Source organism: Naasia sp. SYSU D00948 (assembly GCF_017916515.1).
Classification (GTDB): domain Bacteria; phylum Actinomycetota; class Actinomycetes; order Actinomycetales; family Microbacteriaceae; genus Naasia.
This window is the reverse complement of sequence record NZ_JAFMTA010000001.1, coordinates 565426-578980: the sequence shown is the minus strand read 5'-3', so window position 1 is coordinate 578980 and position 13555 is coordinate 565426. Positions and strand designations below refer to the sequence as shown.

The 13555-nt window shown below is 69.1% G+C and carries 9 protein-coding genes and 1 pseudogene; 6 read left to right on the top strand and 4 right to left on the bottom strand.

Features of this window, described 5'->3' with window-relative positions:
- Positions 1 to 148: 148 nt before the first annotated feature.
- The gene (locus J3P30_RS02675) at positions 149 to 748 is read right to left on the bottom strand and encodes a 3'-5' exonuclease (protein WP_210479403.1); all 600 of its coding nucleotides are present in this window, start codon (positions 746 to 748) and stop codon (positions 149 to 151) included.
- Positions 749 to 862: 114 nt separating this feature from the next.
- Here J3P30_RS02675 and ychF point away from each other — a divergent pair, with 114 nt between their 5' ends.
- The 4 genes from ychF (at position 863) to J3P30_RS02655 (ending at position 5856) form a co-directional block, all read left to right on the top strand.
- Positions 863 to 1933 (top strand): redox-regulated ATPase YchF, encoded by a 1071-nt coding sequence (ychF, locus tag J3P30_RS02670; protein WP_210479402.1) that lies wholly within the window; start codon positions 863 to 865, stop codon positions 1931 to 1933.
- A gap of 85 nt (positions 1934 to 2018) precedes the next feature.
- On the top strand, positions 2019 to 2591 hold the full coding sequence (locus tag J3P30_RS02665; protein WP_307807371.1) for a sigma-70 family RNA polymerase sigma factor: 573 nt from the start codon (positions 2019 to 2021) through the stop codon (positions 2589 to 2591).
- A gap of 70 nt (positions 2592 to 2661) precedes the next feature.
- Positions 2662 to 3978: a hypothetical protein gene (locus J3P30_RS02660; RefSeq protein WP_210479401.1), complete on the top strand. Its 1317-nt coding sequence runs from the start codon at positions 2662 to 2664 to the stop codon at positions 3976 to 3978.
- 1125 nt (positions 3979 to 5103) lie between these two features.
- Complete coding sequence (locus tag J3P30_RS02655; protein WP_210479400.1) at positions 5104 to 5856, top strand: nuclease-related domain-containing protein; 753 nt, start codon at positions 5104 to 5106, stop codon at positions 5854 to 5856.
- A 406-nt stretch (positions 5857 to 6262) separates the two neighbouring features.
- Here the strand turns inward: J3P30_RS02655 and J3P30_RS02650 are convergent, their stop codons facing one another.
- Entirely contained in the window at positions 6263 to 6823 is a 561-nt protein-coding gene (locus tag J3P30_RS02650; protein ID WP_210479399.1) for an NYN domain-containing protein, read from the bottom strand.
- A gap of 520 nt (positions 6824 to 7343) precedes the next feature.
- Here J3P30_RS02650 and J3P30_RS02645 point away from each other — a divergent pair.
- Positions 7344 to 7766: pseudogene (locus tag J3P30_RS02645) on the top strand (DUF933 domain-containing protein); the annotation flags it as partial.
- A gap of 102 nt (positions 7767 to 7868) precedes the next feature.
- Here J3P30_RS02645 and J3P30_RS02640 read toward each other — a convergent pair.
- Positions 7869 to 10502: a DUF4062 domain-containing protein gene (locus tag J3P30_RS02640; protein WP_210479398.1), complete on the bottom strand. Its 2634-nt coding sequence runs from the start codon at positions 10500 to 10502 to the stop codon at positions 7869 to 7871.
- Between the two features lie 510 nt (positions 10503 to 11012).
- On the opposite strand from J3P30_RS02640, the gene J3P30_RS02635 reads away from it, so the two are divergent.
- Positions 11013 to 11291, top strand: a complete 279-nt coding sequence (locus J3P30_RS02635) for a hypothetical protein (protein WP_210479397.1) — start codon at positions 11013 to 11015, stop codon at positions 11289 to 11291.
- A 10-nt stretch (positions 11292 to 11301) separates the two neighbouring features.
- Here the strand turns inward: J3P30_RS02635 and J3P30_RS02630 are convergent, their stop codons facing one another.
- Complete coding sequence (locus J3P30_RS02630) at positions 11302 to 13179, bottom strand: S8 family peptidase (protein ID WP_210479396.1); 1878 nt, start codon at positions 13177 to 13179, stop codon at positions 11302 to 11304.
- Positions 13180 to 13555 lie beyond the last annotated feature (376 nt).

Below are 13555 nucleotides of genomic sequence, written 5' to 3'. Positions count from 1 at the left end.
CGCCCCCCGTCCGTCCTCCCGCTCGTTCCCCTTCACTCAGCAGGAAGGTCGAGGGTCCAGCAGGAGGAATCGGCCGGGTTCTGCCTGCCGAAGGTCCGATCCTCCTGCTGAGCGAGGGTGCAAGGGGCGCGGGGCGGGCGCCCGGAGATCAGCCGACGAGAACGGCGGGACGGTCGGAACCGGCGCCGATCCGGCGGATGCGGGCGCTCGTCGCGGCAGAGAGCCCCTCCACGCTGTCGGTCTCGTGACGCTTCGCCGCGTGGACGACGATGGCGGCGCACGCCTCCGCGTCCGAGAGGGCGTCGTGGTGCCGGAAGTCCTCGAACCCCGCGGCCATCGCGGCGACCGGGAGCCGGTACGAGTCGAGGGAGTAGGTCTTGCGGGCAACCTGGAGGCTGCACAGGTAGGCGTACTCGGGCGCCGGGACGCCGCTGGCCGCGCAGGCCGTGGTGATCACGCCCATGTCGAAGCCGGCGTTGTGCGCGACGAGCACGTCGTCCTCGGCGAAGGCGACGAGATCCGACAGCTGATCGCACCAGAGCGAGGCGTCCACGATGTGGGACTCGTCGATGCCGTGGATGCGCGTGTTCCACTCGGAGAACCAGTCGTGCCCGAACGGCGGCCGGATGTACCACCAGGCGCGGTCGACGACCTTCCCGTCCCGCACCTTCACCAGTCCCACCGAGCACGCGGACGCGGCGGATCGGTTGGCGGTCTCGAAGTCGATGGCGGTGAAGTCCAGGGGCACGCCGCGATGCTCGCACCGGCCTCCGACCCCGCCGGGGTGCCCCGCCGTGCCTCCGCCGAACCGTCCCCCGCCGCGTCCCGGACGCGCCGAGCGCCGACGGTAGCCTTGTACCCCGTGGCTCTCACCATCGGCATCGTCGGACTGCCCAACGTCGGCAAGTCCACCCTCTTCAACGCCCTCACCCGCAACGAGGTGCTCGCCGCGAACTACCCGTTCGCGACGATCGAGCCCAACGTCGGCGTGGTCGGCCTGCCCGATCCGCGCCTCGACAAGCTCGCCGAGCTGTTCTCCAGCGAGCGGACGGTGCCCGCCACGGTCTCCTTCGTCGACATCGCCGGCATCGTGCGCGGCGCCAGCGAGGGGGAGGGACTCGGCAACCAGTTCCTCGCGAACATCCGCGAGGCGGACGCGATCGCGGAGGTCGTGCGCGGCTTCGACGACCCGGACGTCGTGCACGTGGAGGGCCAGATCGACCCGGCCGGGGACCTCGAGACGATCAACACCGAGCTGATCCTCGCCGACCTGCAGACCCTCGAGCGCGCGATCCCCCGCTACGAGAAGGAGGTCCGCGGCAAGAAGGTCGAGCCGGCCGTCCTCGACGCGGCGCAGAAGGCCAAGGACGTGCTCGACTCCGGGAAGACGCTGTCGTCCTCGGGACTCGACATCTCCCCAATCCGCGAGCTCGGCCTCCTCACGGCCAAGCCGTTCATCTACGTCTTCAACGTCGACGAGACGGTGCTGACGGATCCCGAGAAGCGGCAGCAGCTCGCCGACCTCGTCGCCCCGGCCGAGGCCGTGTTCCTCGACGCGAAGCTCGAGTCCGAGCTCGTCGACCTCGAGCCGGCGGATGCAGCGGAGCTGCTCGCGAGCACGGGCCAGGAGGAGAGCGGTCTCGACCAGCTCGCCCGCGTGGGCTTCGGCGCCCTCGGCCTGCAGACCTACCTCACGGCGGGCCCGAAGGAGGCGCGCGCCTGGACGATCGGCAAGGGCTGGACCGCCCCGCAGGCGGCGGGAGTGATCCACACCGACTTCCAGAAGGGCTTCATCAAGGCGGAGGTCATCTCGTTCGACGACCTCGTCGAGGCGGGCTCCATCGCCGAGGCGCGCGCCAAGGGCAAGGCCCGCATCGAGGGCAAGGACTACGTCATGCAGGACGGCGACGTCGTGGAGTTCCGCCACAGTTAGGCATTTCGGGGTGCATCACGCGGGCTCACGCGGGCGGATGCGGCACTTCCTGCAAGACCCGCGGCACCTGTGACACATTCAGGTCGTGGAGCCCGACAATGCAGCCGCACCCGTAGATGCGACCGCGGAGGAGGCGCTGCCCGACGGCCTCGGCTCACTCGCGACACCCGCGGACGCCGCGTGGTTCACCACCGTGGTCCACGAGCATTCGACCGCGCTGGTGCGCTACTTCGCCCGCCGCGGCCCGCGTCAGGATGCCGAAGATCTCACAGCCGAGGTCTTTGCGATCGCCTGGCGTCGACGCGACGATGTTCCTCGCGACGCGGTACTGCCCTGGCTCTACCGCACCGCCGGCTTCACGCTCGCTAACCACCGCCGCAAACACCTCGACATCACCGTCGACACGGTGCCTGAGTCCGGAACGGCACGCGTGAGCGACGATCCGGAACTGAGCGCGCTGTTCGACGCCGAACTGCGAGGTGCGCTCGCGAGCGTCGGGGAACGCGACCGTCAGATCCTGCTCCTGCACGCGTGGGAGGGGCTCGACGGTGCCGAACTCGCGGAGGTGCTCGGCATCTCTCGCTCCGGAGCGGATGCCGCGCTCTCCAGGGCTCGCGCACGGCTGCGGAGCGCATGGCGGGAGCGCCTCTCGTTCTGATGCACGCGCAAGGTTCGGGCCGCAGCGCACATATCCGGAAGTGAACCGCGATCACGGAGGGTGAACCTGCATGAACCACGACGATGAGTTCGACCCGGTCGCTCGACTGCGCGCAGCCGACCCCGCCGCCGACGTTGAAGCCCCCGCGGGGTTCGCGGGCGATGTCGTGGCCCGAACGCTGACGGAGCCTCCGGCCCACCCCCGCGAGGTGGCCCATCTGGGTTCCGAGCGTGCGCGCCGGCGCCCCCGGTGGCTCGCGTACGTCGCGGTCGCTGCGTCGGTCGCGATCGTCGGCGGTGCCGGATTCGGCATCGGTGCCACGACCGGTGGGGGCATGAGCCCCGCTGACGGCGCGGCACCGCCCATCTCCTTGCAGACAGGCGGCATGGCACGGGACACGGGGGAGGCCCGGGATGGCGCAGTGCAAGGTGGCCTCGAAGGCGCCGCGCCGTCGAGGATGTGGGCGGACGACATGACGCACCCCTACGGATTCGGCCGCAACAGCTTCAGCTCGGAGGGACTGTCCACGGCAGCGGGCGCGGCGTCGGCGTACGCCTTCGACGCGCGAGCGGCGTCCAACGCTGAGAAGGTCGCCGCCCTCGCCGCTGCGCTCGGCATCGAGGGCACGGTCGAATCGAAGGATGGGGCCTGGATGGTGGGTCCCCAGGACGGCACAGCGCCGTATCTCTCGGTGAGCTTCGATGGAATGCTCAGCTTCTACTTCACGGACCCGCTGGTCGACCCGTGGATGTGCGGCACCAGCGAGCAGCCGGTCCCGCCGGATGCAGCAGTTGAACCGTGCACTCCGCCTTCCGACTTGCCGGGCGAGGATGCCGCGATCGATGCCCTGCGCTCGATCATCGTCGCGGCCGGGCGCGACCCCGCGGCGTTCCAGTTCGCCTCAGAGACGGGGGAGGGCTCGTACACTCGCAACGCTCAAGCTTGGCCCGTCGTCGACGGGCAACGCCTTGACCAGGGTTGGTCCCTGGAACTGACGAGTGCCGGTGTGTACAGCGCGTACGGCGCTCTCGCCGGGATAGTCCCGCTCGGCGACTACCCCATCGTCAGCGAACAGCAAGGGTTCGAGCGTCTCTCTGACCCGCGGTTCGGTGCCCAGATGACGACGATGCCTATCGCCCTGCGCGAGCCGACCGTCGCAGAGTGGGTGCCTCCGACCGAGCCGCCGGCGACTCCCGTCGCCGGCACATCGCTCGCCTGGCCCGTCAACACTGTCAGCATCGTGAGCGCTCGGCTCGGGCTCGCGAGCCAGTGGCAGCCGGACGGGAGCGTGCTCGTCGTTCCCGCCTACGAATTCACGGACGCTGACGGTGGCACGTGGTCGGTCGTCGCGGTCGACGACTCTCAGCTCGACTTCGCGACCGACTAGCCGAACTCTGCGAGGAGCTGGGTGGCGGTTCGGGTCTTGTGAAGGAGGAAGACCTTCAGGCTTGGTGGAGACATCTGACGTCTCTCACTCGCTCGGGGGTCCTCGCGTCTCACGCTGATGCCCGCCCCACGCGGCAGGCCTGGGGTCGTGGAACGTGCCCAAGCGGCCGGAAACGGGCGCACATCGCCGCGGTGATAGCGCGAGTGCGTTGCGATTGGGATCAGGCCCTTCGCCCTTGAGGGCGAGGCCGGGCTTCACCCGGGCTGCGCGCCGGGCCCTGGCGCGAGTCGGGCGGGGTGGCGTCGTCGACCGTGCCGGCTCGGATCGTGTCGCGAAACACCGCCCGGCAGGGAGTGCCGCGGCCCGGTCCCGCGGTAGACTCGGATCCCCGCAAACTCCCCGCCGCATCGAAAGCAAGCAGCACGTCATGCAGGACGGCGACGTCGTGGAGTTCCGCTTCAACGTCTGAGTCGGCGCCCCGCACGCGACTCCCACCGAGCGCGAGACCGCCCGCCTCGGCTCAACAGGCCCGAAGCGCGCCCTCAACCTCAGCGACCCCCTATGGTGAACCCGGATAGGCGCAGCAAGTCGACCCATTCCGCGACGCGCTTAGGGTCGAGTATTGACGCACGTTGGCCGGAGGCCGAGGCCCGCTATGGCGCCGGAACCTCGATTCCTGCCACTCCCTTCGTTTTTGACTATGCCCTAGACGCTCCTGTGGCCATTGTCTCGGAAGGGCGCCCCTTACCCTTGCAAGGGCGTGCGGACCGCATGAGAACTGACGCACAAGTGCTTCGGCTCAACCCTCATTCGCCTTCTCCAAACTTCTACCGGCTCTGAATCCGGTATCCAACGCCCATTGCGGTGGACGCGAAGCCCTGAGGACGCAAGAAACTGCTTGTATAGCGAGCAGCCGAGCGGCTGTTGCCAGAACAAGGGTCAGCATTGCTCGTTGCGATGCTCCCCGAACTGGGCGTCTCCTCTCGCTTCCGCGAGTGGCATGGTGGGCTAGTGGGCTCGCGAACACTGGCATTGCGCCGAGCAGACGTCTGCGCGGCCTGTGGGCTGTCCCTGCAGGTTGGCACACGAGCACGGTGGGATGCCGAGGCCCGGACCGTCCGTTGCATGGCCTGTGCCCCCGAGCCGCCGGGGGCCTCGACCATTGGCGCCGAGCCGGAACAGGGCCCGCGGACCGATCCCGCCGGCGATAGAGCGCTGGCGAAAGACGGCATCGCAGGCGCCTCGGCGCAGAGGGAGTACGAGCGTCGTCGCGCTGCCCGTGAGCAGCGGGTTCGCGCTCGGCACCCCAAGATCGGAGGGCTGTTGCTCGCCCTCGTGGGCGATCCCGCCCAGACGAAGGTGTGGGCCCAGGGCGCGGAGGGTGAGCGCGCGGTCGGGGAACGTCTCGACTGGCTCGATGAAGCGGTCGTGCTGAACGACCGACGGGTGCGCCGACCCAACGGGCGACTCTCTCGGGCGAACATCGACCATCTCGTCATAACCCCCACCGGCGTCTGGGTCATCGACGCAAAGACACACCGCGGAAAGCTCGAGGTCAGGCGCTCCGGGGGTCTGTTCAGCCCTCGCGTCGAGCGACTCTTCATCAACGGCCGCGACCGAACCGGCCTCATTGACGGCGTCAGACGCCAGGTCGACGCCGTCGCCGCTGGATTGCGCGGTTCGGGATTTGACGTGAATGTGCGAGGCGCTCTTTGTTTCGTCGGCACGGAGCTGCCCTTGATCGACCAAGAAATCGCCGGCATTGCGATCCGCGGACGCCGCGGTCTGCTCAAACTTCTCCGCCGACCCGGCCCCCTTGGAGTCGCGCAGCTAGAGCAGCTCGCCGCTCAGCTCGAGGAGCACTTTCCTCCCGCTTGACCGACTGGAGTGCTCCCGCCGCCGCGTCGGACTAACGATCGTTATTGCTGCTCATCGAGGATCTAGGCAAGCGCGCCGGCCACCTACACGCCCTCGTGGCGACTGCGGTTGCTTCGTCCCAGCGCTCACATTCAGACGACGCAGAAGGTGATCGCGAGAAGCGCATAGCGGAGCCTTGAGGTCGCCGAGTAATTGATGCGCGGCCGGTCGCCCAAGTATTGCCTGCCGCGAGCAGACGCAGCCCAGCACTCAATGGGTCACGAGCGTGCGAGGGGTGTTGATACGACACGAGCTCGCTCACTCGTCACTGAAGTCCCGCGCGGCGGCTGCCCCGCCGCTAGGCCCTCAACGGCATCCCGAGGGGCGCTGTCGGGCCGGGTCTGTCTCCATCGGAGCTCCCCGATGCTCAGCGGAGGAATACCTCCGGATCGAACTCCGACAGTGGGATGATGCGGACCCGGGGCAGGGGCGATGTGAACGCCTTCACATCGCTCTCAAGGTCGTAGATGGGCACGTTCAGGCCGCCGTACGCTGCGCTGACCAGCTCGGGGAAGCCGATCAAACCCACCCGCTGGTCTGCGTCGAGCAGTCGCTCTACCTGCTCGACGAAGTCGGCGTCGTGGCTGCACAGCAGCACGTCCGCTTCCCGACCCGTGAGCGCGTCGAGCGTGCGCTGGATGCCGATGTCCACCACCTTCTCGGACGCGGCACCGGCAAGCGGCACGGGGCGGAAACCGATGTTCATGAGCGCACTGACGAAGGGCCCGGGCAGGTAGCCGTTCGAGGCGTTCAGGAAGAAGAGGCCGCTCACCTCCTGCCCCCAGAGCCGGCGGGCGAAGTCCGTCACCCGCTCCCACCGCGGACGTTCCCCAGGCTCGGGCTTGCGCCCGAGCACTGTGGAGCCGAGGGTCGCGTCGATGTTCTCTCCGTCGACGAGGACGAACGTGCGGCGGGCGGATCGAACCACGTTGCGGCCTTTCGGTCAGTCTCTGGACCGAGCGGCAATCGTGCTCGGTCCTGGCGGCTCCGATCGACCGCCTCGCCCTCGGGCGACTGCGAGGAGTCTAGGGCGAGCGGGGAAGACGGCCTCTGAGGGCAACGTCGTGGCGGCGAACCGCTTCGAAGACAGCGCATCCCGGTACGCCCCGCTTGCGCAGATCTCGCCGGGCGTCGGGGCCCGGCCGGTCTGGCTCCTCGCCTTGGATCCATCCGGTTGCATGCGAGGAGAGCTCCGGCCCTGTCTCCCCGGGGCAGGCCCACCTTCTGCAGCTGGTGCGGCTCGGCACCTACGACGAACCCGACACCGAGCTGTACATGCCATCTTGCCCACCGGGCTCTCCTCCGCCTCGGGGTGACCGCAAGTTGGGGTCTCGCGAGCTGTCGCTCCAGTGGGGGGAGCCACCTGCAGCGGCAGGCGGGGCTGGTCCTTCGGCATCCTCTTCGAGGTGAATGAGTGGGGTCCTCACCGACCCGGGAAGCGGCAGCAGCTCGCCGAGCTCGCCGCCCCGGCCGAGGCCGTGTTCCTCGACGGGAAGCTCGAGTCCGAGCTCGTCGACCTCGAGCCGGCGGATGCTGCGGAGCTGCTCGCGAGCCCGGGCCAGGAGGAGAGCGGTCTCGACCAGCTCGCCCGCGTGGGCTTAGGCGCCCTGGGCCTCCAGACCTATCTCACGGCGGGGCCGAAGGAGGCGCGTGCCTGGACGATCGGCGAGGGCTGGACCGCCCCGCAAGCGGCCGGCGTGATGCACACCGACTTCCAGAAGGGCTTCATCAAGGCCGAGGTGATCTCCTTCGACGACCTCGTCGAGGCGGGCTCGGTCGCCGAGGCGCGCGCCAAGGGCAAGGCCCGCATCGAGGGCAAGGACTACGTCATGCAGGACGGCGACGTCGTGGCGTTCCGTTTCAACGTGTGATCGAAGCGGCGCTTCCCAAGAGGCAGCGACCTACCGGAGCCTGCGCTCCTTCTCCTGAGCCTGTACAACTGCCCCGAGCGCGGGAGCGACTGTGGCTGCCGCCTAGACCCGGTTGGCTTCCAGCTGGGCCGTATCGCTGACGTCCTTATCGATCGTCTCGGCCAGCACGTCGCGAGCGATCCCGAGCACCTGCTCCAGTGGCATGCCTCTGCCCCGGCGGCGAGCACCTTCGAAGGTCGACAAGAGGAGCCCACCTCTCAGCTGGTCGATCGGTTGCACGGTCCCTGAGCGCTCCGTAAGCGCTGCCTGGCCATGCTGCTCGCGCCTCGCCTCCGCGGCCCCGGCGAGCATCCCTGCACGCTCAGCATCGCCACGCCGAGCAGCGATGGCGAGCGCGCCCTCCAACACCATCGAGATCCCCTGGCGAGAGCGGATCGGCAGTGCATTGTGCAACTCCCGCTCGAAATAGGTCGCCGCCTCTCGGAGAGAGCCTCTCTCCAGGTTGAGCCAGCCCAGGTAATCGAGGGCGAGGCCGCGGCTGACGCCGTCCTGCCCTGCGTCAGCGCGACGGAGTCCCTCGTCGAATCGCTTCGCGGCCGCCTCGGTGTCACCGCGGACCGCCTCGAGTGCGCCCGCAGTCAGGACGAGGATCACCTCGCCCCACCGATTCGTCAGCTTCCGGTAGGCGTCGAATCCGCGCTGTATGGCTGCTTCTGCTTTGGTGAAGTCGGGTTCGGGTGACAGGAAATACGCCTGAGCGAGAGTCGAGTAGACGACGCTGACGAAACTGGAGATGGCATCGGTGTCCTCGGGGTGATCGAGACTCTCGAACAGCGCCGCGCTCTGCTCCAAACCCGCGATGATCTCCGGGGTCGGGGTCTCCCAGAGAAGCCGGGCGTTGCGCAGTCCGAGCGCCATCGCGACCGCTCGCTGTGGCAGGTGCTCGCCGGCGGAGAGCATCGTCTCCGCCCAGCCGCGCGCCTGGGCCATCATGCCGCCGAGTGCCCAGTAGGCGAACAGATTCCACATGAAGTCCGCGGCTGAACGCCAGTCCCCGCTCTCGAGCAGATACCGCTGGGCCGAGAGGAGGTTCTCGCGCTCATCGTCGAGCGCCGTCAACAGATCGCGCTGACGAGCCCCGGTGAGCTCCCCGCTGACTCGTTCCGCCCACCGGCGGTAGTACTGGGCATGCTGCAGACGCGCATGGTCGTATTCCCCGAGCGCCGTCAACCTCTCGAGGGCGTACTCACGGACGTTCACAAGGAGTTGCAGGTAGGTGCGCCCGTCGCGGTCCTCGTGTCGCACGAGGCTCGCGTCGATCAGAGCCTCGAGGGGTCCCAGGACGTCGGTGTCCGGTCCTGCGACCGCTTCGGCGGCTTCCAGGGAAAACGATCCGGTGAACGCGCCGAGGCGCCAGAGCACGTTCTGCTCGTTCTGAGCGAGCAGGCGAGTGCTCCATTCGATCGTGTTCCTGACCGTCTGCTGTCGGGAAGGGGCGTCGCGCTGGCCGCCGACAAGGAGTGCGAGCTGTCTGTCGAGCCGTCGCAGCAGCTCGGGCGGAGTGAGCAGGCGCACCCGAGCTGCTGCCAGTTCGATGGCGAGGGGCAACCCCTCGAGTCGGGCGACGATCTCCTCCACCGCCGTCATGGTCTCGGGGGTGGGCAGGAAGTCCGGCTGCACTGACTGCGCGCGCTGGATGAAGAGTTCCACCGAGGAAGCGAGCGGGTCCCTCGGATGCCGAGGCGACAGGCGGTCCGGCAGCCGCAGCGGGGCGACCTGATAGTTGTGCTCACCGGAGATCCGAAGCATGACACGACTCGTGACGACAGCCTTCACATCGGAAGCGCCGGCGAGCAGCGTCGACACGACGGACGCGGCCGGCAGGACCTGCTCGAAATTGTCGAGGACGAGCAGCATGCGCCGATGACGCAGGGAGATGACGAGCTTCGCCTCTACCGGCGCGCCTCCATCGTCGTTCACTCCCAGCGCACGCGCTATCGCGCTCGGAACCTGTGCCGCATCATGCACGGACGCGAGGGGCACGAAGAGGATTCCGTCACTGAACTCCGACTCGATTCGCCGAGCCAGCTCTACGGCGAGGCGTGTCTTGCCGACGCCTCCCGGACCCGTGAGGGTCACGAGCCGCGTTCCGGGAGACGTGACGAGTTCCGCGAGTCTCTCGATGTCCTCCTCCCGTCCGAGGAGGGGATTCAGGGACTCAGGAAGCGTCGATGGCTCGCCGATCGCGGCGGGCTGGGACTCCGGCGCCTGCGGCCGAGCCTTGAGTGCGGGCTGCCGACGGCTGTCATCGAATCGCTCCGCAAGGAGCACGGCAAGGTCGGCGACGAGGAGGCGGGCCAACTCCTTCGCATCGGCGAAGTGCTTGTACGAGGCGGTGTCGTCATCCCGGATCCGGTCGAGAAGTTCCGTGAGAGCTTGGTCGCGTGTGCCCTCGGTCGTCTTGACGTAGATGAGCTTGGGCATCTCGGCCGGTGCGAGGTTGTACTCGTCCTCCAGACCCGACACTGCCTCGCCGGGTGCTACCCAGCCGTACCTGTTCCAGTAGATGCCCACGAAGATGTCGCTCTGCGCGAGGTACGCGCGGTAGAGCGACCGTGGCGGATGCGGGCGAGCACCGGTCTCGAACATCACCGGAGCCGCCGACAGTCGCTCGATCGCTCGTCTCGCGGCCTTCCGTTCGGCGGCGAGCTCGGTGAGTGTCGAGCTGACGAACACGCGGAGCCGCTGATCCGGCGTGCGGATCCGAGCAGGCGGCGGGTCGTCCTGCGTGCTCATGCCCGCGCTTCGCGGTCCATCTGCGGAACCATAGAAGGCGACAGGAGCCGCAGGCAGGGCCCGAGGTCCCGCCGCGTGCCGCCCACCCGACCGCGAGCTGGCGCGTCGCGTTCCGTTTCCATCTGCCATGGCGACGGTCGACATGGGCAGTGTGGAGCGCCCACGGATCGTCCGCGTCCCGTTCGCCATGCCGACTCCCGAGCGCCGTTGCCCGGTGTCCCGCGGCTCCTCTCGCGTTCATCGCTTCGAAGCGGTGACACCGTCCAAGCCGAGGTCAGCAAGATCGCGGCCGCGGGCAGCGGCGGGGGCACGGGCTAGCGAGCACAGGGCGCCGGGGCGCATCGCTGCTCGCCTGCCGGAAGCCCGCTTGTCCTCCAAGCAGAGCCCTACTGGCAGCTGTCCTGCAAGGACAGGCGCGTACAGTCGAGGCCGAGGGATGAGGAGGTCGTCATGGCGCAGCGGTTGCCGCGCAGGCTCAGCCCGCAGGCCAAGTACCGGCTGATCCGCGCGGGCGCTGACGAGCGTGTTCGCAGCCTCGTGAAGACCGCCGGCGTCGCCGATCCCGAAGACCTGGCCAGCCGGGTGGTCGCCCTCGGCGGCACGGTGCGGTCCTGGGACCGCGAGACCGGACTGCTGACCGTCGACCTGCCCGCCGCTCAGCTCGGCAACCTGGCCGAGCTGAACGGGGTGGTCCACGTCGACGCCGGGGACGTCTACCGCCCGTCGTAGCGCGACCGCGTCAACTCAACAAGCGCGCCGCCTCGACCGCGTCGACGCGGCCGTAGCCCCAGGCGGGATCGAACGGCAGCACTCCCACCGGCGGATCGGCCGATGCGAGCACGGCCTTGCGGAGCTGGGCGGCGGACAGCGTCGGGTCCATCTCCAGCAGCAGCGCGATGATCCCGGCCACGTGGGGAGCCGCCATGCTCGTGCCGCTCATGGTCGTGCGCATCGGATGCACGCCGCCTGCTCCGTCGGCCCGGCCGCCCAGCGCGCACGAGGACAGGATGTTCGTTCCCGGAGCCGCGACCTCGGGCTTGTCCCGTCCGTCACGGGTCCGTCCTCGGCTGCTCGAGGCGCTCGGCGCGACGGTCACATGGCTGAAGTTCGCCACGGCGATCCCTTGGCGAGTCGTCGCGGGGGTGCCGAGGGTCATGACCGGGTCGAAGTCGGTTCCGACGAAGAACGACTGGTCGGCGAAGTTGTTGGCACGATCCCGGGCGTCGCGCTCGATCCAGGCGTCGAACCGCCCGGACCTCGCGCGCACTGCGGTGATCTCGACCTGCCAGACGCCGGCGGCGACCCGTAGCGCGGTTCCACGGTCGACGGCGATGAAGATCCGTGCGTCGCCGTTCAGGGGCGAGAACCGTTCCGAGTCGATGAAGGCGCTGTTCCCGCCCGGGAAGTCGTGCACCTCGGTCTGGCCGGGCGCCACGACGGCGGTCGATTCCCCGGCAGGATCGGTCAGCCGGACGTGCAGCTCGTCGCGTGGGGAGTACCAGATCTCGAGGTCGTTCCGGGTGCGGTCCGGCCCCGGCGGCTGCGTTCCGCCAGGCAGTGTGATCCCGCCTCCGGTTCGCCATTGCAGGGTGCGGATGTCACCCGTGGCGAGCAGGCCGGATGCGTGCCCGCGCCACACGTGCTCGTTCCCGGCGGCGTGCACGAAGGCGCGACCGGGGACCTCCAGCAGCCGGTCGACGGCCTGCTCCACGACGCTCTCCCCGTCGTGGCTCCCGCCGTTCTGACCCAGGCTCATGTTGATCACGCACGGCAGTCCCAGGTCGGCGGCCTTCGAGTAGATGTAGCTGATCGCCTCGGCGACGGCGACGGAGTCCGTGAAGGATCCCGGGTCTCCGCTCGTGTCGGGCTGCACGAAGACGATGGTCGCCTCGGGAGCGACGCCGACGTAATCGCCGGCCGGGAAGGCGGCGTCGCCGGATCGTCCGCTGCCCGCCGCCGTGCCCGCGACGTGGGTTCCGTGACTGGCGGGATCTGGCCGGTGCCGGACGACCGAGAAGGGATCCGGATCCGACAGCGCCATGTCGATCGCGGCCGCGTCGTACTCCACGCCGCGGAAGAAGCCGGCCGGCGGCGCTTCGCCGGCCTGGGGAGTGAGCGACTGGTCCCAGAGGAACGCGACGCGCGTGGTGCCGTCGGGGTTGATGAAGTCGTCGAGGGTGAAGTCGAGGCCGAAGTCGATGATCCCGACGATGATGCCCCTACCTGTCAAGGCGGGGCGCGGTGGGGCCGCGACATGCAGCATCTCGGCGCGGGTCGCGGGGACGGACGTGATCAGCTCGGGTGCCATGAGCCGGGCGGCCTCGACGAACTGCACCTGCGGGTCGTCGGCCAGCGTCTGGAGCTCGGAGATCGGCACATCCACCGCGTAGATGCCCTCGGCGATCCTCGTCCACGAACTGCCCGGCGCGCCCTCCGCCGGCGCCTGACCGCTCGCCCTCACGAGCACCCGCGTGCTCGGCGGGCGCTCGGCAGCGACGGCGCCGTCGCGGACGGGGATCTCTTGCGCCGTCACGTTCTCGAGGCGCGCTGTGTCCTCCTGCGCCAAGACCAGTCGGCGGAGCCGCGGGTCGAGTGCCGGGTTGAGCTGCCGGACCATGTCTGTCTCCTTGTCGCATTTCCTGGGGATGATCGCCTCGGTGGCACGCTCTGCCGCGGGAAGCGGCAGCCCCTGCCGGCACCTGGCGAGGTTCCGTCATCCGCTCGGAGATGTGTCGCACCTGCTGGGGAAGGAGGAGGGGCAGCGCCGCCCGGCGGTGGCAGGTCTCGCCTCAGTCGTCGTCCTCCGCCGAGCTCCATCTGCACCAACCACGTCGATGCGTCGCGAGCGTGATCCTCGCAGCCCGGCGTCACCGTTCCGTCACGAGCTCCATACGCGTGGTGAGGGCGTCCCGCGACGTGTTCCCGTTCCGCCGCCGCCGCCGCCGCCGCTGCTGCGGACGCCGAGCGAGCGGACCTCGCCCGGGAAACCGAGA